This is a genomic window from Streptomyces sp. NPDC046925 (assembly GCF_040644915.1).
Classification (GTDB): domain Bacteria; phylum Actinomycetota; class Actinomycetes; order Streptomycetales; family Streptomycetaceae; genus Streptomyces.
This window is the reverse complement of record NZ_JBEYWZ010000005.1, coordinates 548,722-574,108: the sequence shown is the minus strand read 5'-3', so window position 1 is coordinate 574,108 and position 25,387 is coordinate 548,722. Positions and strand designations below refer to the sequence as shown.

Genomic DNA, 25,387 nt, shown 5'->3' with positions numbered 1-25,387 from the left:
GCGCAGCGCGGACGTAGCTCAGTTGGTAGAGCGCAACCTTGCCAAGGTTGAGGTCGCCAGTTCGAACCTGGTCGTCCGCTCCACATGAAGAACCCCCGGTGCCTCGCACCGGGGGTTCTTTCGTCTGCCGCTTTCGTCTGCCGCTTTCGTCTGCCGCCGCGGGCGTCCCTACCAGGGCAGGCCCGTCAGCCGCTCGTACGCCTCGATGTACTTGGCGCGGGTGGCGTCCACCACGTCCTGCGGGAGCGGGGGCGGCGGCTGCTCGCTCTTGCGGTCCCAGCCGGAGGCCGGCGAGGTCAGCCAGTCGCGGACGAACTGCTTGTCGAACGACGGCTGGGCGCGGCCCGGCTGCCAGCTGTCCGCGGGCCAGAAGCGGGACGAGTCGGGGGTCAGGACCTCGTCCGCGATGACCAGCGTCTCGCCGTCGAAGCCGAACTCGAACTTCGTGTCGGCGAGGATCACGCCCCGCTCGCGGGCGATGTCACGGGCGCGGCCGTAGACCGCGAGGGTCGCCTGGCGCAGCTGGGCCGCCGTCTCGGCGCCCACCTGACGGGCCACTTCCTCGTAGCTCACGTTCTCGTCGTGCTCGCCGACCTCCGCCTTCGTGGCGGGCGTGAAGATCGGTCCCGGCAGCTCCGAGCCGTCGCTGAGGCCGTCGGGCAGCGCGAGGCCGCAGACGGTGCGCGACGCGTCGTACTCCAGCAGGCCCGAGCCCGTGAGATAGCCGCGGGCGACGCACTCGACCGGGACCATCGACAGGGACTTGCAGACCGTGGTGCGGCCCTCCCACTCGGCGGGGGCGCCGGGCGGCACGTCGGTGGAGATGACGTGGTTGGGGACGAGGTCGGCGAGCTGCTCGAACCACCACATGGAGAGCTGCGTGAGGACCCTGCCCTTGTCGGGGATCTCCGTGGGCAGCACCCAGTCGTAGGCGGAGATGCGGTCGCTCGCGACCATCACGAGGTCGCCCGCCTCGTTCCGGTACAGGTCGCGCACCTTGCCGGTGTGCACATGCACCAGGCCCGGCACCTGAAGCGGCTCGGGCTTTTCTACGAATCCGGACACGGTTCCTCCCCGTGGTTCTGACTGAATGCTGCTGATTCTCCCGCATGGGGAGAGGGCTCGCGGCCAGGGGGGATGCCGGTGAGCGTCAGTCGCGTTTGCAGATGCGGTCCAGGAGGTTGGCCGTGGCGCGCTGGACGCGGGTGTCCACATGGCCGGGGCGGTCGAGCGCCGGGGACCAGGCGAAGGTGCCGGAGGCGAAGACCAGGGCTCCGGAGGGGGCGCGGTAGAGGGACGACTCCTGGTGGCGCTTTACGCCGTCGGAGTCCTCGTACGGAGAGTGGGCGAGGAGGATGCGGTCCTGGTGCTCCGGGAGCGAGGTGCGCGGGAAATAGCGGTCGGCCTCGCCCGCGACCAGTCCTGCGATCTCGTCCTTCTCGTGCGCGCCGGTCGCGTCCCACAGCCAGTGGTCGGCGTTGCGCACGACGAGGGGGGCGGGCTCGGGGACCCGGCCCGCGTACTGGATGCCGAGGAGTTGCTGTTCGGCGCCCTTGCCGCCGTCCCGCTCCCGCCAGAGGGCCGGTTTGCCGGGGCCGTGGCGCTTGCGGCAGGTGAGCAGGCGGTCTTCCACGCCGGACGCGGAAGGGCCCAACTCCACCTGCCAGTACATCGTGTTGGCGGAGAGGAAGACGAGGGATGTGCCGTGGTCGCGGGCCTGCTCCGTCGTGCGGCGCATGCTCGGCGACCAGTACTCGTCGTGGCCGGGGAAGACCAGGCCTCGGTAGCGGGCCGGGTCGACGCGGCCCGCGTGCAGGTCACGGGTGTCGGCGTACGCGAGGTCGTAGCCGTACCGCTCGGCCCAGCGGATGAAGTCGTAGGCGTGGCCGACGTGCAGGGGCAGGCCCGCGCCCGCGTACGGACGGTCGAAGGAGACCGTGTGCGCGGCCTCGCTCTCGCCCAGGAGGCGGCCCTTCTCGTCCCACGCGTGGTAGAGGCTGGCGCCCGTGCGGCCGTCCTCGGGGTAGAGGTTGTAGGCCTGCCACGTGATGTCGGGCAGGAGCAGCAGGAGATCCGCCCGGTGGTCGTCACGGACCGTGAACGGGACGTGGGAGCGGTAGCCGTCGACCGTGGTGAGCACCGCCACGTACGCCCCGACGCTCCAGTAGCTCGGGATCTGAAGCCGCCAGGAGAGCCACCAGTGGTGGCAGGAGACCGTGCGGTCGGCGGTGAGCGGGGCGGGCTGGACGAGGCCGGAGAGACGGGGGCTCGTACTGATCTTGCTGGCGCCGTCTCCGCCGTAGTGCCCGATGCGGTAGATGTCGACGTAGAACTGCTGGGGCGGGTCGACCGTCACGTGGAAGTCGATCGCCTCGCCCGGGGCCGCGGCGCCGGTGGACGCGAAGCCTTTGATCTGGCCGTGCACGTCGTCGGCGGTGCGGGGGCCGTTCGTACGGACGCGGTTGCGGGGCGCGGGGATGTTCTGCGCGCCGGGGGCCGGGGCGTGGTCGACGTACCAGGGAACGACCTGGCCGGTGTCGTCGAAGTAGTGCTCGGCGCCTCGGAGCCAGGGCAGGGGTCCCTGGCCGAAGGGGTCGGTCACGGCGTGCGCCAGGGCGCCCGATTCCCACCTGCGGATCTGCTCCGACCCCATGTTCGTACCCCTCCCTCACTGCTCCCCCGCGACTGCCCTGTGGTGATGCTGCGTCGTGGTGCGCCGTCCTCACACGGCGGAGCTGCCGGCAGGTCCCGTACGGCGGACGATCCCAGCACATCACATTACGCACGCAGTCCGTCACCGTTCGTCGCTAATCGACGAGAACGGAAGGAAGCGTTCCGCGGGCCGCGCGCTGGCCGGGGCCGGAGGCTGGAGCAACTCCGGGTGGGCGTGGGGTGGATGGGGCCGGCGGGAATGTCCCGGCCCGGACCGGTCAGACCAGGCGGACCGGCTTCTCCGGGCGGACGCCTAGGCGGGCCAGCCAGCCGCGCAGGGGGATGGGGTCGCCGTCCTCCACGAGGCTCAGGACGTGCGGCGCGAGGTCCTTCGCGCGCTCTCCGTCGATCAGGAGGGACGGGCCGTCGAGCCAGTCGAGGCCGGGGGCCGCGCCCGCCGTGTCGACGGCGGCGCAGCAGACGAGGGCCGTGACGTGGTCTGCAAGCAACTCCCGTCCCGTGCGCGGCGGCTGGAGCGGGAAGAGCGGCAGCATGCCGTCGTCCCAGAGGGCGTCGTCCGGGCCCTGTCCCGTGGGCGCGGGGCGGGGCGGCGCGGCGGCTTCCTCGCGGGCCAGCTCCGCGGTCAGGCCTGCGGCGAGGCGTCCGCCGGGGCCGTCGGCGGGCTCTTCCTCGTCGTCCGCTTCGGGGTGCGCTTCGTTGTCCGCTCCGGGGTGCGCTCCGGGGTGTGCGGCTTGGGCTTGGGCCTCGGCTTCGGCTTCGGCTTCGGCTTCCGCGAGGATGGCTTCGAGTTCGGCTTCGGGGTGGGCGGTCCCCGCCTCGGCTTCCGCCGCGGCTTCGGCGAGGTCCGGCCGGGCGGGGCCGGGGTTCTCCGCCGTCAGGTGGTCCAGTACGCGGCCCAGCGTCGGCCCCTCGGAGCCCGGCGTCGACGCGCCCGCGCGATGGCCGACGCCCAGGGAGTCGAGGACGCGGTGGAGGCGGGCTGCGTCCATGCGCCACTTGCGGTCGACGACCTCGTCCGGATACTCCTGCCACGCCACCGGCGCCCAGTCCGGCGTCTGCTCGGCGGGCCCGCCGTGGAAAAGGCGGGCCGCGAGCAGGGAGGCCGCCTCGTCCACCGCGCCCGGCTCCTCAAGGAGGTCACAGGCGGGGCGCTCGCCAAGGCGTGAGGTGAACCCCTCGGCCAGGCGGTCCCTGCGGGAGAGCTCGGTGAGCGCGGAGACCACGCCCGCGTCCAGCCGCGACGGCCAGCGGCCCATCCGCCACGCGGGAAGCGCGACCTTGGTCAGGAGCCGGTCCCACCCGGCATACGCCAGGCCGACCTGCTCCTGGGCGACGATCCGCACTCCGTAGTCCACGGCCTGGGCGCGTTCGGCGGCGGCTGCCGCGACCCCGCGCTCCATCTCACCGGCGTGCCCGCGGCAGCTGCGCAGGAGCAGCCGCGTCACCCAGCCGACACCGCCGAGGACCGTACGCACGAGCGGACCGCGCCCGGGAGCGGAGCTGACCGCGACCGCCGCGTCGAGACCGCGGATGAAGCGCCGGGCCGCGGCTATGTCGGGATGCGCCGAGGGGCCGGTGCCCGCGACGACCGGGGCGAGCACCGCGCGCAGTTCGCCGACCCGCATCCACCACAGGAAAGGGGAGCCGATGACGAGCACCGGAGCCACGGGGGTCTGGCGGCGGGGGCCGGGGCGGCCGTCCCGTACGCCATTGCCCTCGTCCTTCGCCGATGCCGGTCCCGACGTCTCAGCGGGCGGGCCGTGGGCCGGGTGGGTGCGGTCCTCCAGCCAGCTGTCGCAGTCCGGGGTGAGCGCTATCGCCGACGGCGCGGGCACGTCCAGGCGGTCGGCGAGGTCGCGCACCAGGCGGTACAGATCGGGGGCCGAGCCCTCGGTGATCGGGACCGTCGGGCTGACGGCGGGCCTGGAGCGCGCGACCACGAGGGCGACGCCCGCGGCGGCGAGCAGCACGAGGACGGCGACGGCGATCACGATGCCGCGCACGACGTCCCAACTGCCGCCGCTCATCTGGCCCGTGGCCTCACCGGCGATCAGCACGACGGCGACGGCCGCCGGCAGCAGTGCGACGGCAAGGGCCCTGCTGCGGATGCGCAGCACGGCGAGCGCCTGGGAACGCGCTGACTGCACGCCCACGTCCACACCCGGACCTGACACGACCGATGTCACCCCCTGCTGCCTGTGCCGCCTGCTGCCCGGCCGTCGGCCGGGTCGGTGGGCGGACGGCAGCCGCCGATGGATTTGCTCACTCCCCCACTGTGGCACCCGCCACCGACATCGCAATGCCGGTGGTCTGTTTGGCTCTGGGCACCTGAACCGCTTGCGCCGCACCCTAGTTGGGGTGTCGGGCATCGTCAGCCGGATGGGCGAGCGGTCACTCGATCGAATGGCTTTGGGCAGAGGTGTATGAGGGCGGCAAGGCGATTACGGGACGACAAGGCCCCGGATCCAATGCCGGATCCGGGGCCTGTGAGCCGTTGCCGGGCGGGCGCGGGGAGCCTCTGCCGACGCCCCCGCCCTTCGCTTACGCCTCCGCCGCCGCCTTCGCCGCGATGTCCGTGCGGTGCTGGGAGCCGTCGAGGCGGATGCGGGACAGCGCCGCGTACGCACGCTCGCGCGCCGCGGTCAGGTCCGTGCCGGTGGCCGTCACGGAGAGCACACGGCCACCCGCGCTGACCACGGCGTCACCGTCGCGCTTCGTCCCCGCGTGCAGGACGTACGCGTCCGGGGCATCCTGTGCCGCCACGTCGCCGAGCCCCTCGATGGGGTCGCCGGTGCGCGGCGTACCGGGGTAGTTGTGCGAGGCGATGACCACCGTCACCGCGGCGTCGTCGCTCCAGCGCAGCGGGGGCAGGTCGGCCAGGGTGCCGTTCGCCGCGGCCAGCAGGACTCCGGCGAGCGGGGTCTTCAGGCGGGCGAGGACGACCTGCGTCTCGGGGTCGCCGAAGCGGGCGTTGAACTCGATGACGCGTACGCCGCGGCTGGTGATCGCGAGGCCCGCGTAGAGCAGCCCCGCGAACGGGGTGCCCCGGCGGCGCAGCTCGTCGACCGTCGGCTGGAGCACGCTCTCCATGACCTCGTCGACCAGCTTCGGGTCGGCCCACGGGAGGGGCGAGTAGGCGCCCATGCCGCCGGTGTTCGGCCCTTCGTCGCCGTCGAGCGCGCGCTTGAAGTCCTGCGCGGGCTGGAGCGGGACGACGGTGACGCCGTCCGTGACGGCGAAGAGGGAGACCTCGGGGCCGTCGAGGAACTCCTCGATGACGACGCGGTCGCAGGCGAGGGCGTGGGCGCGGGCGGCCTCGACGTCCTCGGTCACGACGACGCCCTTGCCTGCGGCGAGGCCGTCGTCCTTGACGACGTACGGCGCTCCGAAGGCGTCGAGGGCCTTGTCGATCTCTTCCGCGGTCGTGCAGACGTAGGACCGGGCGGTGGGCACCTGGGCGCCCGCCATCACGTCCTTCGCGAAGGCCTTGGAGCCCTCCAGCTGGGCGGCCTGCTCGGAGGGCCCGAAGCAGGGGATACCGGCGTCGCGTACGGCGTCGGCGACTCCGGCGACCAGGGGCGCCTCCGGGCCCACGATCACCAGGTCGGCGCCGAGCCGGGTGGCCAGGGCGGCCACCGCGCCGCCGTCGAGGGCGTCGACCGGGTGCAGCTCGGCCGCGTCCGCGATGCCGGCGTTGCCGGGGGCGCAGTACAGGGCGGAGACGTCGGGGTCGAGGGACAGAGAGCGGCACAGGGCGTGTTCGCGGGCACCACTGCCGATGACGAGGACCTTCACGGGCGTCAGCCTAGCTGGCGCGGGCCAGTGCGTTCGTACAGGAGCCCCAGCCCCAACACCCTCCCCACTCGTACGTTCCTCCAGCCCGACGCCCCTGCCTCGCACTCCCCGGTCAGGGTTCGTTGTTGTATTCCTCGAGGATTGTTGCGCCCAGTTCGCGGACGATCAGGTCGTGGCCGGAGAGGGCCGACTCGACCAGGTCGGGGTCGTCGTCCGCCGGGATGTCGTCCTCGGCGGAGACGTGCTCCGGGGCGCGGCGTTCCGGAGCGGGCGCGGGAGCCGGGGCCGGCGTCCGGTTCGCGGCGGGCGGCGGGGACGGCTGCTGCGGCTGCGGAGCCGGGCGGGAGGGGGCTGGCGCGCTGCCCCCGAAGTTGCCCGCGGCGGGCGGCGGCGCCGAACCCCCCGAGGGGTCGACGATCGCCTCGACCTTCCACTGCACCCCGAACTGCTCCGACAGCGCCTGCCGCAGCACATCCTCACTGCCGCTGCTCGCGAAGTTGTCCCGCGCCCCCGCGTTCACGAAGCCGATCTGCAGGGTCGTCCCGTCGAAGCCCGCCACCTGGGCGTTCTGGCTCAGCAGGATCCAGGTGAAGCGGCGGCGCCCCTTCACCGCGTCGAGGATGTTCGGCCACAGGGAACGCGGGTCGGGCCCGCCCGCGGGAGCCGCCTGAGCCGGGGCAGGCGCAGGGGCAGGGGCAGCAGCCGGAGCCGGGGACGCCGCCGGAGCGGGCGTCGCCTGCGCGGGCTGCTGCGGAGCCGGAGCACCGCCCCCCGCCGCCGCGGCCGTGGGCCAGCCCCCCGGGCGAGGCGCCGCCGGAGGAGGAGTGGCGGCGGCAGGAGCAGGGGCACTCGCCGGGCCGCTCCCCGGCGCCGAAGCCGTGGGCCACCCGCCGGGCCGCCGCTCACCGGCGGGCGGCGCGGCAGCCGCCTCCGGAGGAGCGGCCGGGGGAGCCGGAGCAGCCGGAGCCTCCTGCACCGGAGGAGCCACCGGCTCAGGCGCAGACGCAGGAGCTGGAGTAGAAGCCGGAGCCCCCGGCCCCCCGCCCCGCACAGCCGCCCGCGCAGCAGCCGCCCCGCCCCCCGGCGGCACCTGCGCCGCGGCGGGACCCGAAGGCATCGCGCCGCCCCCTTGCTGCTGAACCCCCTGCTGCACCCCCGCATGCGCCTCCGGACCCGGCGCGTACCCCATCGCGGGGCCGCCCCCCTGTCCCGCCGCCACGAAGTTGCCGCCACGCTCCAGCCGGTCGATGCGGGCCATGAGCGAGCGCTCGTCGTCATACGCCGCCGGAAGCAGTACGCGGGCGCAGATCAGTTCCAGCTGGAGCCGGGGCGACGTCGCCCCCCGCATCTCCGTGAGGCCTTCGTTGACGAGGTCGGCCGCGCGGCTGAGCTCGGCGCCGCCGAAGACGCCCGCCTGCGCCTGCATCCGCTCCACGACGTCCGACGGGGCGTCGATGAGCCCCTTCTCCGCCGCGTCCGGGACGGCCGCGAGGATCACCAGGTCCCGCAGCCGCTCCAGGAGGTCGGCGACGAAGCGCCGCGGGTCGTTCCCGCCCTCGATGACGCGGTCGACGACCTCGAAGGCGGCCGCCCCGTCCCCCGAGGCGAAGGCCTCCACCACGGAGTCGAGCAACGACCCGTCCGTATAACCGAGGAGGGACGTCGCCATGGCGTATGTCACACCCTCGTCGCCCGCGCCGGCGAGAAGCTGGTCCATGACGGACATCGAGTCACGCACGGACCCGGCACCGGCCCGCACGACCAGCGGGAACACGCCCTCCTCGACGGTCATCTGCTCCCGGCCGCACACCTCCGCCAGATACTCGCGCAGCGTCCCCGGCGGCACGAGCCGGAACGGGTAGTGGTGGGTGCGCGAGCGGATCGTCCCGATGACCTTCTCGGGCTCCGTCGTCGCGAAGATGAACTTGAGGTGCTCCGGCGGCTCCTCGACCACCTTCAGGAGGGCGTTGAAGCCCGCCGAGGTGACCATGTGGGCCTCGTCGATGATGTAGATCTTGTAGCGACTCGACGCGGGGCCGAAGAAGGCCTTCTCGCGCAGGTCACGGGCGTCGTCCACGCCACCGTGCGAAGCCGCGTCGATCTCGATGACGTCGATCGAACCCGGCCCGTTCCGTGCGAGGTCCCGGCAGGACTGGCATTCGTTGCACGGCGTGGGAGTGGGACCTTGCTCACAGTTGAGGCAGCGGGCCAGGATGCGCGCGCTGGTCGTCTTGCCGCAGCCGCGCGGACCACTGAACAGGTAGGCGTGATTGACCCGGTTGTTGCGCAGCGCCTGCTGCAGCGGGTCGGTTACATGCTCCTGCCCGATGACCTCGGCGAACGACTCCGGGCGATAGCGGCGGTACAACGCGAGAGACGACACGCATACGAGGTTAATGGCGACCACTGACAACCTGGACCGCCCCAACGCAAAGCGCCCCCCACGCACCCGCCAGAGCCAACCTACCCTTGCTGCCTTCCGGCCCTGGGGGAGTTCAGTCAGATAGCGCCACGTGAGGGGCTGACGCCCACCCTAGCGGATCCCCGGGGGCGGAAGCGACGCCGGGAGGCGGCGATCTGACCTCGGGGTGACCCCGGGGAGCCGCCGAGTGGATCGTGTTCGCGAGCACTCCCCAACGTCTTGTATTGTTTGCGGCGGAGGATTCGCCTAGTGGCCTAGGGCGCACGCTTGGAAAGCGTGTTGGGGGCAACCCCTCACGAGTTCGAATCTCGTATCCTCCGCCATTGCTCTCACCGGGCAATACGACGAAGGCCCCCGCTGTTCGCAGCGGGGGCCTTCGTCGTTGGTGTGCGGACGCCGCCGCCTCCTATCCTCGCCGGGTGAGTACCACCCGTCGCACCCGCCACTTCCGCAACACCTTGCGCAGCTGGGCGCTCCTGCCCTCCGGCGACGGCGGTATGGCGCAGAGACATCCGGCGCCGCCCGTACCGCGCTCGCCCCGTCTGCCGCCGCGCGCCACGGATGTGGTCCTCATGGTCGTCGCGGTGGTGCCCGCGCTGATCAGCAATGTGCAGAACCCCTACATAGGACCGGCCGCCCAGTGGGTGAACCTGCTGCTCGCCGCGGTGAGCCCGCTGCCGCTGCTCGCGCGGCGCCGGGCCCCCGAGCTCGTGCTCGCCGCCGGACTGCTCGCCAAGGTCCTCCAGATCTCGCCCTTCGTGACGCCCCTCGCCTACTACGCGGTGGGCGCCTACCGCGGGCCGCACAGCCGCCGGGCCGCGTGGGCCTCCGCCGGTGTCGGGCTCGTGGTGCTCTCGCCCTGGAACGCGGGGGCGTGGTCGAGCTTCCGGACGGTGGCGCTCTGGTTCTCGGTGAACTTCGTCCTCTCCTGCCTGGTGCCGCTGCTCCTGGGGCTCTACGTGGGCCAGCGGCGGGCCGTCGTCGCCGGTCTCGTCGAGCGGGCGGAGCGCGCCGAGCGGGAACAGCGGCTCGTCGCCGAGGCGGCGCGGGAGGAGGAGCGGCGGCGTATCGCGGGCGAGATGCACGACGTGGTCTCCCACCAGGTGAGCCTGATCGTCGTGCACGCGGGCGCGCTCGGCGCCGTCGCCCATGACCCGGAGGTGACGGGCGAGACCGCGGAGATCATCCAGACGGCCGGGCGGCGGGCCCTCACCGAGCTCCGCGAGATGCTGGGGCTGCTCAGGAACGGCCCGGCCGCAGGGGCCGACGCGGCGGAGGAGTCGGAGGGCGCGTCCGCCGAGCAGCGGCCCGTTCCCGGTACGACCGTCGACAGGGTCACCGAGCTCGCCGACGGCTCCAGGGCCGCCGGTCTTCCCGTCACCGTGCTCGTCGAGGGCGATCCGCAGCCGCTGGCCGAGCCGGTCGAGCGTGCCGCGCACCGGGTCGTGCAGGAGGCCCTGACCAACGTGCACAAGCACGCCCCGGGTGCCACGACGCGGATTCATCTCGCGTTCGACCCGCGAACCGTGCGGGTGCGGATCGTCAACGGTCCGCCGGAGAGGCCCGCCGAGCCCGCCGCCGACGGTACGCCGCTGCTGCCAAGCGGGGGCCACGGCCTCATCGGTCTGACGGAGCGGGTCCGCCTGGCCGGGGGCACCATCGAGTCCGGGCCCACCGCTGACGGCGGCTTCCGGATCGACGCCGCGCTGCCCACCTCGGTCAACGGAGCGGACCGAGCGGCGGCTTGAGGCCGTCAGGCCAGTCCGGCGTCGTGGGTGATGAGCGCGACCTGGGTGCGGTTGGCGGCGTCGAGCTTGGTCATGATGCGGCTGAGGTGGACCTTGACCGTGGACTGGCTCACGAACAGGTCTTTCGCGATCTCGGAGTTGCTGCGGCCCCCGGCGACCGCCACGGCGACCTCGCGTTCGCGGTCGGTCAGCTCCGCCATCCGCGAGCGCGCCCGCGGGGCGGCGGCCGCGCCCGTGGCGAATACGGCGAGGAGCTTGGTGGTGATGCGCGGTGAGAGCATCGCCTCGCCGCGCGCCAGGACCCGTACCGCTTCGGCGAGTTCGCGCGGCGACGTGTCCTTGAGCAGGAAACCCGCCGCGCCGTGCTGGAGCGCGGCGTGGACGTACTCGTCGACGTCGAAGGTGGTGAGCACCGCGACGGCGGGCGGATCGGGCAGCGCGGCGAGCCGGCGGGCGACCTCGAGGCCGTCCGTGCGGGGCATCTGGATGTCGGTGAGCACGACGTCCGGGCGGTGCTCGGTCACCAGGTCCAGTGCCACCGAGCCGTCATCGCCTTCGGCGACCACCTCGATGCCGGGCTCGGCGTCGAGGATCATCCGGATGCCTCTGCGCACCAACTCCTCGTCGTCGAGGAGGATCACCCTGACGGTCACGTTGCCGGTCACGTTGCCGGTCACGCACACCACCTCCTCGTCCGCCTTTACGGGCCGCATCGCCTGCACACGGTATCCGCCGTCCCCCGCGGTCATTCCGAGGCATGATCCGGCCGCCGTGCGCCGTAAGACTTTCGGGCAAGTGCGCCCGAGCGGAAAGGGTGACGACCCGGGGGCGGCGGGCGGGACAGGATCGACGGTGTCGGTTTCCCCGACGGGACACAGTCCTTCCCCGACGAGACACAGGAGGAACAGATGGCCAGGCGCGGCAAGGCGGCACTGTTTGCGGCGGCGGGGGCGGGTGCGATCGCGCTCTCCATGGCGATGGCACCGTCGGCTTCGGCGATCATCGGGGGACACGACTCCACCGCGAAGTACCCGTTCATGGTGAGCCTCCAGAAGGACGGCAAGCACTACTGCGGAGCCTCCCTGATCAAGCGGGACTGGATCGTCACCGCCGGGCACTGCTCGGTGAACGTCAAGCCCGGGCAGCTGTCCGTACGGGTCGGCGACCAGGACCGTACGAAGGGCGCCAAGGCGAAGGTCACCAAGGTCGTCGCGCACCCCGGCTTCTCGTACGAGCCGTTCCGCAACGATGTGGCCGTCATGAAGCTGGACCACCCGGTGGACGCGAAGCCCGTCGAGCTGGCCGCCACGGCCGGGCCGGAGGGTACGGACACGCGCATCCTCGGCTGGGGCATGACCTGCGAGGACGGCAGCGAGTGCCCGAAGCCGCCGGTGCGCCTCCAGGAGCTGGACACCGAGCTCGTCGCCGACCGCCGGTGCAGCGAGAACTACAACCGTGACAACGAACTGTGCACCGACAGCCCGACCGAGAACGTGCAGGCGTGCATCCTCGACTCCGGCGGTCCGCAGATCAAGGGCCGTCCCGGTCACTGGGAGCTGATCGGCGCGACCAGCCGCGACGGCGACGCGAACCCGAAGTGCGCCACGGGCCCCGGCATCTACACGGACCTGACCGCCCACCGCGCGTGGATCGAGCGGGTCACCGCGAAGTGACCCCCGTCAGGGCTTCGCGGCCGCGTCGTACGCCGTCAGCGCCGCCCGCAGGGTGAGCAGGTCCGTGTGGGCCGTGAGGTCGAGGCCCGTCAGGGTGGCGATGCGGCGCAGGCGGTAGTCGACCGTGTTGGGGTGGACGTGCAGGCGGGAGGCTGTTTCGCGGCGGTCCAGGTTGGCGGCGAAGTACGTGCGCAGGGTGGCCGGGAGGTCCGGGCCTTCCCTCAGCGGGGAGAGCAGCGCGGCCAGATGGGCGCGGGCGGGGCTCGCGCGGGTGAGCTGGTAGTCGAGGAGCAGCGACGTCAGGGGGTAGACGCCCGGCGGCCGTCCCGTGCCCGTCGCCGTGTCGCGCAGCTCGGTGGCCAGGCGCACCGCCTGCGGGACCCCGGCGGGTGTGCTCGCGGCGACGCCCGCGGTCAGGGGCACTCCGCTGACGGTGATCAGGGATGCCGTCAGCTTCTCCAGGCGGGCCCGCTCGGTGTCGGGTGCCTGGTCCGGTGGGGTGTCCGACGGGATGAGCGCGAGGCCCTCGTCGGCGGACAGGCGGGAGAGGACGGGGTGGCCGAGCGCGCGGTCGAGCTCGGTGCGCAGGCGTCTGATCTTGCGCCGGGATGCCACGGTGGCGTCGACGTCGGCGCGGTCCTCGTCGGGGTGGCGCCCGATGGTGAAGGCGAGCGCCAGATAGCAGGGCGGGAGGCGTATCCCGAGGTGGGCGGAGTCCAGTTGCGCGCCTCCGCCGTCGAGTTTGCCGTCGAGCAGGGCGGAGAGGGCGGTGTGCCGGGCCGCGTCGCGCTCGCCGATCAGTGACTGGCTCTCCTCCACGTATCCCGCGGTGACGGCGGCCGTGATCTCGCGCAGGCAGTCGAGCAGGAGCCGGTGGGCCTCGATGAGTTCGTGCGGTTCGGCCGTCGCCGTCACCTCCTCGACGCAGATGCCGGCCCCGTAGTGGTAGGCGCTGACGACGGCGTCCACGGGGAGGCGTTCCTCCGCGCGCCTGGCCGCCGATACGCGCACCTTCTCCAGGAACTCCGGGGGCGGCATGCGTTCCGTGCGCAGCACTTCGGCGAAGGCGCGGATGGTCATGCCGACGATGGTCCGGACGTCTCCGTGCAGCTCCTCGGCGGGCAGCCGTCCGTAGACGGGCAGGTCGTCGGCGATGCGCCGGGTGACCCTCGCGGCGAGGCCCGGTACGTCGGCGATCAGGAAGCGGCCCACGCTTTTGTCACCGGTCACAACTGGCCTCCCGGAAAGTCTGGTCGCGCGCCCACAACACCGGGGCCGTGATGGCCCGGATCATAAGGGCGTCCGTTACCCCCGGTACACCCCCACCCAGGAGAGCCCGTGCGCCCCACACGCGCCCGCACCACCACCGCGGTCATGGCCGCCGCCCTGACCGCCGCCTGCCTCCTCGGAGCGGCTCCGGCCGGCGCCGCTTCCGCACAGACGGGGTCCGCGAAATCCGGGCCCGCGAAGAGCGCATCCGCGAAGAGCGCGTCAGCGAAGAGCGCGTCAGCGAAGACCGGCGAGCCCCTGGAGTACGTGGCCATCGGCGACTCGTTCGCGGCAGGCCCCCTCATCCCGGACCAGAACCAGCTGTCCTGTCTGCGCTCGGCCCGCAACTACCCGGCCGTCGCCGCCGAGGCCCTGGGCGCGCGGCTCACCGACGTGAGCTGCTCGGGCGCGAAGGTCAGCGACTTCTCGGGCCGCCAGTTCGGCCTGCTCGCGCCCCAGTACGAGGCGCTGAAGCCGAGCACCGACCTGGTGACCGTGACGATCGGCGGCAACGACGTCAGCCTCGTCGCCACCGCGCTGGGCTGCGTCAATCTCCTGCCGAAGCCCACCGGCATCTCCTGTGCCGACACCGCCGCGAGCAAGGGCGACCCCACCGCGAAGGCCATCGACGCCTGGAGCGCCACCTTCGGCAAGGCCCTGGACGAGGTGCACCGGCGCGCCCCGAACGCGAAGATCGTCGTCGCGGGCTACGCCACCTACATACGCGAGGACGGCTGCTGGCCCACCCAGCCCATCTGGGACAAGGACGGCAACTACCTCCAGGCGCGCGTGAACCAGCTCAACGGCGTGCTCGCCGCGCAGAGCAGGGCCCACCACGCCACCTACGTCGACACCGCCGCCGTCAGCGCGGGTCACGACACCTGTGCCGCGCCGTCCCAGCGCTACATCGAGGGTCTGGTGCCGACCAGCGTCGCGGCGCCGCTGCACCCCAACGCGCGCGGCATGGAGGCCTTCGGCAAGGCGGTGGCCGGGGCCGCCCGCAGTTAGTCGTACGTCACGATCGCGGCGCACGCTTAAGCTCGGCTGCATGCTTGATACGCGGCGCATGCAAGTCCTCCGGGCGGTGGTCACCAGCGGCTCCGTGACCGCCGCGGCGCGGAACCTCGGGTACACGCCCTCCGCGGTGAGCCAGCAGATGGCCGCCCTGGAGAAGGAGGCGGGCATCGCCCTCCTGGAGCGCACCGGCCGCGGGGTGCGGCCGACGGACGCCGGGCGGCTGCTCACCGAGTACGCGGTCGCGATCGGCGGGCAGCTCGCGGCGGCGGAGACCGCGCTCGCCGAACTGCGGGCCGGGCGGACGGGCCGGGTCTCCGTGCGGTACTTCACCACCGCCGGGGCGCGGCTCGTCGCCCCGGCGGTCGCCGCGCTGCGGCGCGCGCAGCCCGGCGTACAGGTCGAGTTGAAGCTGTCCGACCCCGACGACCCGATGCCGCAGGTACAAGGCCGGCAGGCGGATCTCGCGCTCGTGGTCAGGCCGCGGGGCCAAGCGGGCGTGGAGGGCGTGCGGTTCGAGCATCTCCTCGACGACCGCTACCACGCGGTGCTGCCCGAGGGGCATCCGCTCGCGGCCGCGCCGGTGCTCGACATGACGGACCTCGCCGACGAGCCGTGGGTGGCGAGCGAGTCGCCGGGTCCCTGCCTCGATCCCGTCCTGGAGGCGTGCGGCGCGGCCGGTTTCAGCCCGGACTTCGTGGTGGAGAGCGGGGACTACGCCACGGCGCAGGGCTTCGTCGCCGCGGGTCTGGGCGTCGGCCTCGTCCCGCAACTCGGCCTCGACGCGCCCCGCTCCGGTGTGGTCGTCCGTCCGGTCAGGAACCCGGTGCCGGTGCGGACGGTCTACGCGGCGGTGCGGGGTCCGGCGCCCGACCGCCCGGCGGTACGGGGTCTCCTCGACGCGCTGCGGGACGCGGCGGCTCAGACAGGCTCGCCCGACGAGCCCGGCCCGCCCGGCACGACCGGCTCCGGAGCCGCATAGCACCGCACGGTGACCGTCTGCCGCGGGCTCCAGTGCTGCTCGCCCGTGCCGAGGAAGCGCCAGCCCGTACGTTCGTAGAGCGCGGTGGCCGAAGTGTCGGACTCGACGACGTCGAGGACCGGGAAAAGACCCAGCTCCCCGGCCTCCGCGACGACCCGCGCGAGGAGCCGCGCCCCGAGCCCGTGCCCGCGGGCCCCCGGCGCCACGAACAGGCGGCTGACCACGGCGATCCGGTCGACGGGCACGCCCTCGCGCCTGCTCCACAAGCCGGGCGCCACATCGTCCGTACCGCCACGGCAGAGCACGACATGCCCGGCCACGCGCCCGTCGAGCTCGGCGACCCAGGCGCCGAGGAGCGAGCCCCCGGTCAGCCACCCGGCGGGCTGCTCGGGCCAGTTGGTGGGGTAGCCGTCGGCCACGTGCACTTGGGAGAGCGCTTCTACGCAGGCGGGCAGGTCGGGGGCGTGGCGGGGACGGACGTACGCGGCCGGGGCATGACTCATCCCGTCATCCTCCCCCGCACGCTCCCCGCACGCGAAGGCCTTTCCCGCGCTCCTGACGCTATGGTCAGGATTGAGACAGAGCCTGCATGACATGGGGGAGGCGGCCGCTGATGGCGCCGGATGAGGCTGTGATCGGCTGTACCGGTGAACTCGTCATCGGTACGCGCGGATCCGCGGGGCCCGGAGAGGTCCTGGTGCGGGTCCGAGGAGGTTCCGAGACGTTTCTCGCCTGGTCCGACGAGCCGCTGCCGTACGGCGCCGCCGTGCTCGTGATCGAGTCGCGGGGCAGCCGCCAGGTCGATGTCATCAAGTGGGCGGACCCGTTGGACGCGTTGACCGGCGACGGTGCCGGCAGCGCCGGTTGAGGAGTCGATCGATGTTCGGTTACCGCGTTCCCGCCCCCGACGAGGCGATGCTGATCTCCGGCGGGCGGCGAGGTCTCGGCGGCGCGCCCTTTCGCGTCGTGACGGGCCACGGCAAATTCGTCCTGCCGGTCTTCCGCAAGACCCGCTTCCTCACGCTCTCCATGTGCGAGGCGGAAGTCGTCGAGCACTGCGTGACCCGGCAGGGCATCGCCCTCAAGGTCCGGGCCGTGATCGCCTTCAAGGTCGGCAACGACACGGAGAGCATCGTCAACGCCGGTCAGCGCTTCCTCTCCGACCAGGACCAGATGTCCGTCCTGACCGGCCGCATCTTCGCCGGTCATCTGCGATCCATCATCGGCTCGATGACGGTCGAGGAGATCGTCACCGAGCGGCAGAAGCTCGCCACGGAGGTCCTGGACACCTCGAAGTCCGAGATGGCGAAGATCGGGCTGCACGTGGACTCGCTCCAGATCCAGTCGATCGACGACGGCGACACGGGCTACATCGACGCCATGTCCGCGCCGCACAAGGCCGCCATCCAGCGCCAGGCGCAGATCGCCCAGGCGCAGGCGACGCAGGCCGCGGCCGAGGCCGAGCAGGAGGCGGCGCGGAACCAGGCGGAGTACGCGCGCAAGACCGCGATCGTGCAGGCCCAGTACTCCGCCGAGGTCGAGCAGGCGCAGGCCAGGGCCGCCCAGGCGGGGCCGCTCGCGGAGGCGCACGCGCAGCAGGAGGTACTGGACGCGCGCACCGAACTCGCGGAGCGCGCGGCACAGTTGCGCCAGCAGCAGCTGGTCGCCGAGGTGGTCAAGCCCGCCGAGGCGGACGCCGAGCGCATCCGGGTCCTCGCCCTGGCCGAGGCCGAGCGGATGAAGATCCAGGCGGAGGCGGCGGCGTCGTACGACCGTGTCGCGCTCGACCGGATGCTGATCGACCAGCTGCCGCTGATCGTGAAGGAGGCGGCGACCGGCCTCTCCGGTGCCAACGTCAACGTCCTGAACGGCGCGGACGGCCTCGGCGAGATCGCGGCTGGCCTCGTCGGGCAGGGCCTGACCATCCTGGACTCCGTACGCAACAACCTCGGTGCGCCCGCGGGAGAGGGCGAGGCCAAGCCGACGGACCTCAAGCGGTACTTGGGGGCGCCGGGGAATCGCGGGCAGGCGGACAACGGCAGGAGCGAAGGGCCCGTGGAGATCCAGTAGCCGTACGGGTCCTGCCGTACGGGTCCTGCCGTACGGGTCCTGCCGTGCGGTGGACCGGCGGCCGGGGGAGGATCGACTCCATGGACGTCACCCTGCACCTGGCACAGCAACCGGAAGCCGACGAGCTCCTCGGCCGCAGTCCGCTGGCCGCGCTCGTCGGCATGCTGCTCGACCAGCAGGTACCGATGGAGTGGGCCTTCGCGGGCCCGCACACGATCGCGCGGCGGTTGAACGCGGACGATCTCGACGCGCACGAGATCGCCGCGTACGACCCCGAGGAGTTCGCCGCGCTGCTCTCCGCCAAGCCCGCGGTGCATCGCTATCCGGGGTCGATGGCCAAGCGCATCCAGCAGCTGTGCGGGTATCTGGTGGAGCACTACGACGGTGACCCCGCCGCCCTCTGGGAGGGTGCCGCCTCCGGCAAGGACCTCCTGAAGCGCCTGAACGACCTCCCCGGCTTCGGCAAGCAGAAGTCCCAGATCTTCCTGGCCCTGCTCGGCAAGCAGCTGGGCGTGCGGCCCCCGGGCTGGCGGGAGGCGGCGGGCGCCTACGGCGAGCCGAACGCGTACCGCTCGGTCGCGGACATCACGGACCCCGAGTCCCTCCAAAAGGTCCGCACCCACAAACAACAACTGAAGGCAGCAGCGGCCTCCGGCCAGTAGCGGGTACGAGCCCCCCGCCTTAGCCCAACTGGGCCAATCTCGGCGCAGGGCAACACCAAGCGGGCCCCGTCGGGGGACATGACCCCGTATGAGCCGCGCCGCGTCGCCCCGAATCGCGTGGCTCCGCGCTGCCCTCATCCTGCTGGCACTCCTCGGCACCGTCCTCGCCCCGGCGTCCCCCGCCGAGGCCGCCCCCGCCCCACCCCCCGCGGCCGTCTCCACCGAGCCCGCAGGCGAGGCCCACCAGGACGCCACCGACAGCGCACTCCGCGCCCCCACGAGGCGCCCCGCCCCCCACACCACCCCCGCCGTACGACGCCCCCGTACCGCACGCCGGAGCCTCCCCCGCCCCACCCGGAGCCGCACGCACCTCCCCGCCCCGCGCTCCGTCGTCCTGCGCTGCTGACAGGACAGTCCGCCCGGACTGACCACCACCCCCCATCAAGCAGCAGCGAACCAAGGACAGACACCCATGCCCATCGACCCGTACGCGGCCCTGCACGCCCTCCTCCGCGCCGAAGCCGTACGCAACGCGCCCCACGCGCCCCATCCCACCCCCACCCCCGTCAAGGCGCAGACCGAGGACGAAGAGGCCCACCACCAAGAGAAGCCCGGCCAGGCAGACCGCTGACCCCCATCCACTGACCCCCACCGGCGCAGACGCGGACGCCCACCGGCCTCAGCGTCTGCGCCGGGCCGTTCCGAACACCGACCGCGAGATCTCCCGCCCCAACTGCGTCCCGAGCGACCGCGCAAGCGACTTGAAGATCCCGCTACCCACCACCTGGTCCACCACGGACCCCCGCTCCTGCCCCGCAGGCGCAGGAGCAGGCGCAGCCTTCTCCGCCTCAACCTCAGCGGCCGCCGCAACAGCCTCCGCCTCCCGAGCCGCCAGCTTCTCGAACGCCGACTCCCGGTCCACCGCCTCCGCGTACCGCCCGTACAGCAGCGACCCCTTCACCGCCCCGTCGAGCGCCCCCGCCTCCACCGGCCCCATCAGCGACTCCGGCGCCCGCAGCCGCGTGACGGCGACCGGCGTCGGCGCGCCCTTCTCGCTCAGTACGGTGATCACCGCCTCGCCGGTGCCGAGAGTCGTCAGCGTCTCCCCGAGGTCGTACGCCGAATGCGGAAACGTCCGGACCGTGGCCTTCAGCGCCTTCTCGTCGTCCGGGGTGAACGCCCGCAGCGCGTGCTGGACCCGGTTGCCCAGCTGGGCGAGCACATCACCCGGTACGTCCTTCGGCGTCTGCGTCACGAAGAAGACGCCGACGCCCTTCGAGCGGATGAGCCGCACGGTCTGGGTGATCGCCTCCAGGAACGCCTTCGACGCCCCGTTGAAGAGCAGATGCGCTTCGTCGAAGAAGAAGACGAGCTTCGGCTTCTCCAGGTCGCCCACCTCGGGCAGATCGTTGTAGAGATCCGCGAGGAGCCACATCAGGAACGTCGAGAAGAGCTGCGGCTTGTCCTGCACGGCGGGCAGTTCGAGGACCGACACCAGGCCCCGCCCGTCCGGCGCCGCCCGCAGGAACTCGCTCGTGTCGAACTCCGGCTCCCCGAAGAAGTCCCCCATGCCCTGCGCCTCGAAGGCGGTGAGCGCCCGCAGGATGACGCCCGCGGTGACCGTGGAGAGCCCGCCGATGCCCTTGAGCTCGGGCTTTCCCTCGTCCGACGTCAGGAACGTCACCACGGCCCGCAGGTCCTTCAGGTCGACCAGTTCAAGCCCTTTTTGGTCGGCGTAATGGAAGATCAGGCCCAGCGACTGCTCCTGGGTCTGGTTCAGCTGGAGCACCTTCGAGAGCAGCACGGGGCCGAAGCTCGTGATCGTCGCCCGCACCGGAATCCCGGTGCCGATCCCGCCCAGCGCGTAGAACTCGCTGGGAAAGCCCGTCGCCTCCCAGGTCTGCCCGACCTCCCGCGCCCGCTCGGCGACCTTCTCGCCGGCCTCCCCGGGGAGCGAGATCCCGGAGACGTCGCCCTTAACGTCGGCGAGGAACACCGGCACGCCCTGCACCGCCAGCTGCTCGGCGATGAGCTGGAGGGTCTTGGTCTTTCCCGTGCCGGTCGCCCCGGCGACGAGCCCGTGCCGGTTGAGCATGGCCAGGGGGATGCGGATCTGGGCGTCGGGCAGGCACTGCCCGTCCCACAGGAGCGCGCCGAGGTCGAGCGCGGGCCCGGCGAAGGCGTATCCGGCGACGATCTCCATGGCCTCCGCGGGCAGCGCCGCCCCCGGACCGCTCGCCCCCGGACCGCTCGCCCCCGCGCCACCGGAATCCGCACCACCGGAGCCCGCACCACCGGAATCCACGCCTCCGGGCGTCACCTCCGCGACAGAAGAAGACTCGTTAGAGGGGTTCGCGCCCCCCGTGGTGGACGGCATCGGCCGGCTCTCGCTCACTTCTGCCCCTGTTCCCGGCTCGGGTCTTTCCGAAATGCCCTCATTTACGGCGTCATTTCCCAGACTCGCACTCCGTCGCCATGGCTGCGCCCGGAGAGCCTTGCCCGGTAGGCTTTCCGTGTGATCTTCAAGCGCATCGGAAACGGCCGGCCGTACCCCGACCACGGCCGGGAAAGCACCCGGCAGTGGGCGGACGTCGCGCCGCGCCCGGTCCGCCTCGATCAGCTCGTGACGACCAAGGGCCAGCTGGACCTAGAGACGCTCCTCGCGGAGGACTCGACGTTCTACGGCGACCTCTTCGCGCACGTGGTGAAGTGGCAGGGCGACCTCTACCTCGAAGACGGACTGCACCGCGCGGTCCGCGCGGCGCTCCAGCAGCGCCAGGTGCTGCACGCCCGCGTCCTCGAACTGGGCTGACCCGCGGCCGGCAGCGGTGCCGCCGGGCGCCCGTGCCCTCATTGGCCCTTTTGGGTTGGACTGAGCCCGAGTCAATGATCATTTAGTAGGCATCACGGCGTCGCCGCACTACGCTGCGCCCATGAGCATGCTCACTCCCCCCGGCATGGGCGGCAAGTACCGCATCACGGGTTCCAAATATCCCCGTATGCGCCGGAACCGCGGCCGTCGCCGGATCGTGCTCGCGGTGGTCGCCTCCGTCGTGGCGGTCGGCCTGATCGGCTGGGGAACGCTTCAGCTCATCGACGTCTTCACGGGCGGCGACAAGGCCAGGGCGGCCGGCTCGCGCGACGACTGCGCGGCCAAGCGGCCCGGCCCCTCGACCGGGCCGTCCGCGCCCAAGGCCCTCCCGAAGCCCGGCGACATCAAGGTCAACGTCTACAACGCCACGCCCCGCGGCGGCCTCGCCAAGGACGTCGCCGCCGAGCTCAAGAAGCGCGGCTTCACCGTCGGCAAGGTGGACAACGCGCCCAAGGAGTACGACAAGAAGGTCAAGGGCACCGGGATACTGCTCGGCCCCAAGTCCGCCACCGAGTCCGCGATGCCGGTGCTCGGCACGCAGCTCGCGGGCACCGAGAGCCGCACGGACGCCCGCAAGGGCGGCGAGGTGGACCTCATCCTGGGCACGAAGTTCAAGGATCTGGCAAAGAAAGAGGACGCCGACAAGGCTCTGGCGGTACTCGCCAAACCCCAGCCGACGCCCTCGCCGTCCGACGGCAAGAAGGACTGCTGAGCCGTCCTTCCGCCCTGCTCCCCGCCCTACTCCGCGGTGCCGTACATCCGGTCGCCCGCGTCGCCGAGACCCGGCACGATGTAGCCGTTCTCGTTGAGCCGCTCGTCGACCGAGGCCGTCACGACCGTGACCGGCGTGCCCGCGAGCTCGCGCTCCATGACCTCGACGCCCTCGGGGGCGGCGAGCAGCACCACGGCGGTGACGTCGTCCGCGCCGCGCTTGATCAGTTCCTGGATGGCCGCGACGAGCGTGCCGCCGGTGGCCAGCATCGGGTCGAGGACGTACACCTGGCGGCCGGAGAGGTCCTCCGGCATGCGGGTCGCGTACGTCGACGCCTGGAGCGTCTCCTCGTCGCGGATCATCCCGAGGAAGCCCACCTCGGCGGTCGGCAGGAGCCGCACCATGCCGTCGAGCATGCCGAGCCCGGCGCGCAGGATCGGCACGACCAGGGGGCGCGGGTGGGACAGCTTGACGCCGGTCGTCGGGGTGACCGGGGTCTCGATGTCGACCTGCTCCGTGCGCACGTCCCGCGTGGCCTCGTACGCGAGCAGGGTGACCAGCTCGTCGGCGAGCCGCCGGAAGGTAGGGGAGTCGGTGCGCTTGTCGCGCAGCGTGGTGAGTTTGTGCGCCACCAGCGGGTGGTCGACGACGTGGATCCGCATGCCTTCAACAGTAACCGCGCCGCGAACCCCCCGGTCTCCCCCGCGACCGGCCGCTCCCGCCCCCGCCCGCACCTCCGGAAACACCCCGCGCTCGCATCAAACCCGCCGTTCGGGGGAAAGTGGACGTACGACCTGGGGTGGTGATGCCCATGCCGGACAGAGATCCGGGCGGCCGAGAGCCGGACCGCGAGACCGATGCCGAGCGCCGTCGCCGACGCGCCCAGTTTCTGCACGAGAGGGCCGAGGCGATCGAGCTCCGCGAGCGTGTGAAGCCGCGCCGCGCCCGGGCGGCACGCATGCGTCAGCAGATGCGCATGCGCACGTTCCGCTGGTAGCGACCACCTCTCAGGCAGGCATCGGGGAGGTGTCCGGGGAAAGCGACGCGGACACAGCGGGCGGAAGACCTCTCCTTGAGCCGTGGTTTCTGCCACGATTCCGAGTGGGCGGGGCTTGGAACAGCAATTCCCCCGCTCCCCGAACTCGCCGGGGGGACACCCGAACCGTCAACCGGCACTGTCTATGACCAGTGGGAGAGTCACGGTGTACTTCGCCGCACTGCTCGCGCGCACCGAAGACGGGTGGGAAGCGAGCGACACGGAGCTCGACGATGTGGAGACCCTGTCGGATCTCGCAGACCTGGCCCGCGAGGCCACGGCCGGGAGCGCTGAGGACGACACCGTCCTCGTCTTCATCGAACAGGAGGACGCCTGGTTCGGCGTCGTCCGCGTCGACGGTGAGGAGGACCCTCGTATCTACGTCTCGGACGCGGCCGCTGCCGCCCGGAGTTCGTACGGCGAGATCCTGCTCACCGACGAGATGCTCGGCCGTGAGCCGGGCGACGACCCGGGTGTCGACCTGGACACCCTCGACCTGGACGGCACGGAGGACGGCGAACCGACCGACTCCGACGCCGCCCCCGATTCCGCCGCCGACGACGATGCGGGGGACGACGCGGACGACGCCGTGCCCGCGGGTCCGCTCGGCGACCCGGAGCTCCTGACGGACCTCGGCGTGCCCGAGAAGGAGCTGCTCGGCCTGGAGCCCGGTGACGCCCTCAGCGACATCGCCGAGATCCTCGGGGCGGCGGAGGTGCTCGAGACCGTCCGCTAGGGCGTGCGGCCGTGCGGTCCGCCGGATCAGTGCGGTCCGCGCGGTGACCGATAGGTTCCCGGTGTGACCGACCGGAACGACCGCATCCCCCCACCCGAATCCGAACCGGAACCCGATCCCCTGCGCGACCGCTGGCGGGCGCCCATGCGGCTCGCCCTGGCAGAGGCCGAACTGGCCGCCCGGGGCGGCGATGTGCCCGTCGGCGCCGTCGTGCTGTCCCCGGACGGCACGACGGTCCTCGCGGCGGGCCACAACGAACGTGAGGCGACCGGCGACCCCACCGCGCACGCGGAGGTGCTCGCCGTCCGCCGGGCCGCCGCCGCGCTCGGCGAGTGGCGCCTGACCGGCTGCACGCTGGTGGTGACCCTGGAGCCCTGCACGATGTGCGCGGGCGCGCTCGTCCAGTCCCGGGTCGACCGGGTCGTCTACGGAGCGCGGGACGAGAAGGCGGGCGCCGCGGGCTCCGTCTGGGACGTCGTACGCGACAGAAGGCTGAACCACCGCCCCGAGGTGATCGGGGGCGTCCTCGCGGAGGAGACGGCGGGGCTGCTCACGCGCTTCTTCCGGGGGCGCTGAACCGCTCTGTCGCGGGGTCGTGAGGGGTTCCGCGGGGGGCGCTCGGAGGCCCTCGGACAAACGGATTTCTGACCACGGCCCTCTTTGGGCTAGAGTTCCTCTCGGTAGCGTGTCCGAGCGGCCGAAGGAGCTCGCCTCGAAAGCGAGTGTGGGGAAACTCACCGTGGGTTCAAATCCCACCGCTACCGCTCTTACAACGAAGGCCCCGTCCGCGAGGACGGGGCCTTCGTTGTGTTTCGGCGTTGTTCGGCGTTCTTCGGCGCTGTTCCGGCCTTGTTCCGGCGGCGACGGATAGGTCGGGGGAAGCGGCATCGGGGGGACAAGCCGCTCCCCCCGATGAGGACTGGAACCCTCAAGCCGGCGCCGTCGTCCGGGGGGAAGCAGACGGCGCCCGGCCCCGCAGTGGGGCCAGTCCCTTGCCCGCGGATTCCTGCCAGATCCGCTGGGGCACATCACCAATCCTGCCGCCCGCGCAACCGGGAGCGGCCCGGCAAAGGGCCTCTGCTGCCGGGCCGTTGGTCCTTAAAGACCTTGTGAGCACTGACCGGGTTAGACTCACCGCCGTCACAGGGGTCACACGGCGCAGCAGGTAAGGGGAGGCCGGGAGCATGGCGGTGCAGGGCAAGAAAATCGGACTCTTCGCGGTGGTCGTCTTCATCCTCTACGTGATCATCACTGATCCCGCCAAGGCTGCCGATTACGTACAGATAGGCTTCGAGGCGGTTTCGGACGCCGCCCGGAGCATAGGTGACTTCATGACGTGGGTCGCCAACGGAGGCAAGGACTGAGCGGAACGTTCCGCCACCGTCCGCCCCTCCTCACACCGCCTTCTCAGGAGTGCGCATGATCCGCCATCTGGTCCTCTTCAAGCTCAACGACGGTGTGCGGCGCGACGAGCCGCGTGTCGTCGAGGGCGTCAAGGCCTTCCGCGCGCTCGGCGACCAGATCCCGGAGCTGACGTTCTGGGAGTGCGACTGGAACATCACCGACCGGCCCATCGCGTACGACTTCGCCATCAACTCGGCGGTCGAGGACACCGATGCGCTGAAGCGGTACATCGAGCACCCGGCCCACCAGGCGGGCGTCGCCCTGTGGCGGGAGTTCGCCACGTGGGTGATCGCGGACTACGAGTTCTGACCCACCGCGC

26 protein-coding genes, 3 tRNA genes and 1 other RNA gene are annotated in these 25,387 nt (G+C 72.2%); 19 read left to right on the top strand and 11 right to left on the bottom strand.

The genetic code is table 11. The annotated features are described in order from the left end of the window. Nucleotides 1-7: 7 nt before the first annotated feature. Nucleotides 8-83 (top strand) — tRNA-Gly (locus ABZ906_RS24125). Between the two features lie 85 nt (nt 84-168). Here ABZ906_RS24125 and ABZ906_RS24120 read toward each other — a convergent pair. From ABZ906_RS24120 to ffs, 6 genes are all read right to left on the bottom strand, one after another. After that, entirely contained in the window at nt 169-1,065 is an 897-nt protein-coding gene (locus ABZ906_RS24120; RefSeq protein WP_361385747.1) for a phosphoribosylaminoimidazolesuccinocarboxamide synthase, read from the bottom strand. 85 nt (nt 1,066-1,150) lie between these two features. Beyond that, entirely contained in the window at nt 1,151-2,653 is a 1,503-nt protein-coding gene (locus ABZ906_RS24115; protein WP_361193476.1) for a N,N-dimethylformamidase beta subunit family domain-containing protein, read from the bottom strand. A gap of 277 nt (nt 2,654-2,930) precedes the next feature. After that, the gene (locus ABZ906_RS24110; protein ID WP_361385744.1) at nt 2,931-4,847 is read right to left on the bottom strand and encodes a hypothetical protein; all 1,917 of its coding nucleotides are present in this window, start codon (nt 4,845-4,847) and stop codon (nt 2,931-2,933) included. 367 nt (nt 4,848-5,214) lie between these two features. Beyond that, complete coding sequence (purD, locus tag ABZ906_RS24105; RefSeq protein WP_361385741.1) at nt 5,215-6,468, bottom strand: phosphoribosylamine--glycine ligase; 1,254 nt, start codon at nt 6,466-6,468, stop codon at nt 5,215-5,217. Between the two features lie 112 nt (nt 6,469-6,580). Continuing rightward, nucleotides 6,581-8,851, bottom strand: coding sequence for a DNA polymerase III subunit gamma and tau (locus ABZ906_RS24100; protein WP_361385738.1), 2,271 nt, complete (start codon nt 8,849-8,851; stop codon nt 6,581-6,583). 44 nt (nt 8,852-8,895) lie between these two features. Continuing rightward, nucleotides 8,896-8,994: signal recognition particle sRNA small type (gene ffs / locus ABZ906_RS24095), an RNA gene on the bottom strand. A 131-nt stretch (nt 8,995-9,125) separates the two neighbouring features. On the opposite strand from ffs, the gene ABZ906_RS24090 reads away from it, so the two are divergent. After that, nucleotides 9,126-9,213 (top strand) — tRNA-Ser (locus ABZ906_RS24090). 96 nt (nt 9,214-9,309) lie between these two features. After that, complete coding sequence (locus ABZ906_RS24085) at nt 9,310-10,638, top strand: histidine kinase (RefSeq protein WP_361385735.1); 1,329 nt, start codon at nt 9,310-9,312, stop codon at nt 10,636-10,638. A gap of 5 nt (nt 10,639-10,643) precedes the next feature. On the opposite strand, the gene ABZ906_RS24080 is transcribed toward ABZ906_RS24085, so the two are convergent. Beyond that, nucleotides 10,644-11,291, bottom strand: coding sequence for a response regulator transcription factor (locus tag ABZ906_RS24080; protein WP_361385899.1), 648 nt, complete (start codon nt 11,289-11,291; stop codon nt 10,644-10,646). Nucleotides 11,292-11,546: 255 nt separating this feature from the next. Here ABZ906_RS24080 and ABZ906_RS24075 point away from each other — a divergent pair, with 255 nt between their 5' ends. Further along, nucleotides 11,547-12,311 (top strand): serine protease, encoded by a 765-nt coding sequence (locus ABZ906_RS24075; protein WP_361385732.1) that lies wholly within the window; start codon nt 11,547-11,549, stop codon nt 12,309-12,311. Nucleotides 12,312-12,317: 6 nt separating this feature from the next. Here the strand turns inward: ABZ906_RS24075 and ABZ906_RS24070 are convergent, their stop codons facing one another. Continuing rightward, complete coding sequence (locus ABZ906_RS24070; RefSeq protein ID WP_361385729.1) at nt 12,318-13,541, bottom strand: helix-turn-helix domain-containing protein; 1,224 nt, start codon at nt 13,539-13,541, stop codon at nt 12,318-12,320. A gap of 108 nt (nt 13,542-13,649) precedes the next feature. On the opposite strand from ABZ906_RS24070, the gene ABZ906_RS24065 reads away from it, so the two are divergent. Next, nucleotides 13,650-14,588, top strand: coding sequence for an SGNH/GDSL hydrolase family protein (locus ABZ906_RS24065; protein ID WP_361385726.1), 939 nt, complete (start codon nt 13,650-13,652; stop codon nt 14,586-14,588). A gap of 40 nt (nt 14,589-14,628) precedes the next feature. Continuing rightward, the gene (locus ABZ906_RS24060; RefSeq protein ID WP_361385723.1) at nt 14,629-15,576 is read left to right on the top strand and encodes a LysR family transcriptional regulator; all 948 of its coding nucleotides are present in this window, start codon (nt 14,629-14,631) and stop codon (nt 15,574-15,576) included. On the opposite strand, the gene ABZ906_RS24055 is transcribed toward ABZ906_RS24060, so the two are convergent. Beyond that, nucleotides 15,516-16,079 carry a GNAT family N-acetyltransferase gene (locus ABZ906_RS24055; RefSeq protein ID WP_361385720.1) on the bottom strand — a complete coding sequence of 188 codons (564 nt, stop codon included), beginning with the start codon at nt 16,077-16,079 and terminating at the stop codon, nt 15,516-15,518. The two genes, ABZ906_RS24060 and ABZ906_RS24055, sit on opposite strands and share 61 nt — an antisense overlap. 110 nt (nt 16,080-16,189) lie before the next feature. Between ABZ906_RS24055 and ABZ906_RS24050 the strand changes: the two genes are divergently transcribed. The 5 genes from ABZ906_RS24050 (at nt 16,190) to ABZ906_RS24030 (ending at nt 18,939) form a co-directional block, all read left to right on the top strand. Beyond that, nucleotides 16,190-16,444 (top strand): hypothetical protein, encoded by a 255-nt coding sequence (locus ABZ906_RS24050; RefSeq protein ID WP_361193502.1) that lies wholly within the window; start codon nt 16,190-16,192, stop codon nt 16,442-16,444. 11 nt (nt 16,445-16,455) lie between these two features. Beyond that, complete coding sequence (locus ABZ906_RS24045) at nt 16,456-17,646, top strand: SPFH domain-containing protein (protein ID WP_361193504.1); 1,191 nt, start codon at nt 16,456-16,458, stop codon at nt 17,644-17,646. An 80-nt stretch (nt 17,647-17,726) separates the two neighbouring features. Then, on the top strand, nt 17,727-18,308 hold the full coding sequence (locus tag ABZ906_RS24040; protein ID WP_361385717.1) for an HhH-GPD-type base excision DNA repair protein: 582 nt from the start codon (nt 17,727-17,729) through the stop codon (nt 18,306-18,308). An 88-nt stretch (nt 18,309-18,396) separates the two neighbouring features. After that, on the top strand, nt 18,397-18,714 hold the full coding sequence (locus tag ABZ906_RS24035) for a hypothetical protein (protein WP_361385714.1): 318 nt from the start codon (nt 18,397-18,399) through the stop codon (nt 18,712-18,714). 66 nt (nt 18,715-18,780) lie between these two features. Next, complete coding sequence (locus tag ABZ906_RS24030; protein WP_361385711.1) at nt 18,781-18,939, top strand: hypothetical protein; 159 nt, start codon at nt 18,781-18,783, stop codon at nt 18,937-18,939. Between the two features lie 48 nt (nt 18,940-18,987). Here ABZ906_RS24030 and ABZ906_RS24025 read toward each other — a convergent pair whose 3' ends face one another. Further along, nucleotides 18,988-20,511 (bottom strand): helicase HerA-like domain-containing protein, encoded by a 1,524-nt coding sequence (locus ABZ906_RS24025; RefSeq protein ID WP_361385896.1) that lies wholly within the window; start codon nt 20,509-20,511, stop codon nt 18,988-18,990. A gap of 312 nt (nt 20,512-20,823) precedes the next feature. Between ABZ906_RS24025 and ABZ906_RS24020 the strand changes: the two genes are divergently transcribed. Beyond that, nucleotides 20,824-21,120, top strand: coding sequence for a type II toxin-antitoxin system VapB family antitoxin (locus ABZ906_RS24020; protein WP_003955420.1), 297 nt, complete (start codon nt 20,824-20,826; stop codon nt 21,118-21,120). Nucleotides 21,121-21,241: 121 nt separating this feature from the next. Beyond that, a complete protein-coding gene (locus ABZ906_RS24015) occupies nt 21,242-21,892 on the top strand; it encodes a LytR C-terminal domain-containing protein (RefSeq protein ID WP_361385708.1) in 651 nt (216 codons plus the stop codon). A gap of 26 nt (nt 21,893-21,918) precedes the next feature. Here the strand turns inward: ABZ906_RS24015 and upp are convergent, their stop codons facing one another. Further along, nucleotides 21,919-22,554, bottom strand: a complete 636-nt coding sequence (gene upp, locus ABZ906_RS24010; protein ID WP_160505979.1) for a uracil phosphoribosyltransferase — start codon at nt 22,552-22,554, stop codon at nt 21,919-21,921. 149 nt (nt 22,555-22,703) lie between these two features. On the opposite strand from upp, the gene ABZ906_RS24005 reads away from it, so the two are divergent. From ABZ906_RS24005 to ABZ906_RS23980, 6 genes are all read left to right on the top strand, one after another. After that, nucleotides 22,704-22,889, top strand: coding sequence for a hypothetical protein (locus ABZ906_RS24005; protein WP_361193515.1), 186 nt, complete (start codon nt 22,704-22,706; stop codon nt 22,887-22,889). A gap of 205 nt (nt 22,890-23,094) precedes the next feature. Next, the gene (locus ABZ906_RS24000) at nt 23,095-23,664 is read left to right on the top strand and encodes a hypothetical protein (RefSeq protein WP_361385893.1); all 570 of its coding nucleotides are present in this window, start codon (nt 23,095-23,097) and stop codon (nt 23,662-23,664) included. Nucleotides 23,665-23,808: 144 nt separating this feature from the next. Next, nucleotides 23,809-24,240: a tRNA adenosine(34) deaminase TadA gene (tadA, locus tag ABZ906_RS23995; protein ID WP_361193843.1), complete on the top strand. Its 432-nt coding sequence runs from the start codon at nt 23,809-23,811 to the stop codon at nt 24,238-24,240. A gap of 103 nt (nt 24,241-24,343) precedes the next feature. Further along, nucleotides 24,344-24,428 (top strand) — tRNA-Ser (locus tag ABZ906_RS23990). Nucleotides 24,429-24,848: 420 nt separating this feature from the next. Then, nucleotides 24,849-25,028: a hypothetical protein gene (locus tag ABZ906_RS23985; RefSeq protein ID WP_361193518.1), complete on the top strand. Its 180-nt coding sequence runs from the start codon at nt 24,849-24,851 to the stop codon at nt 25,026-25,028. A 55-nt stretch (nt 25,029-25,083) separates the two neighbouring features. After that, entirely contained in the window at nt 25,084-25,377 is a 294-nt protein-coding gene (locus tag ABZ906_RS23980; RefSeq protein ID WP_190082869.1) for a Dabb family protein, read from the top strand. Nucleotides 25,378-25,387: the final 10 nt, after the last annotated feature.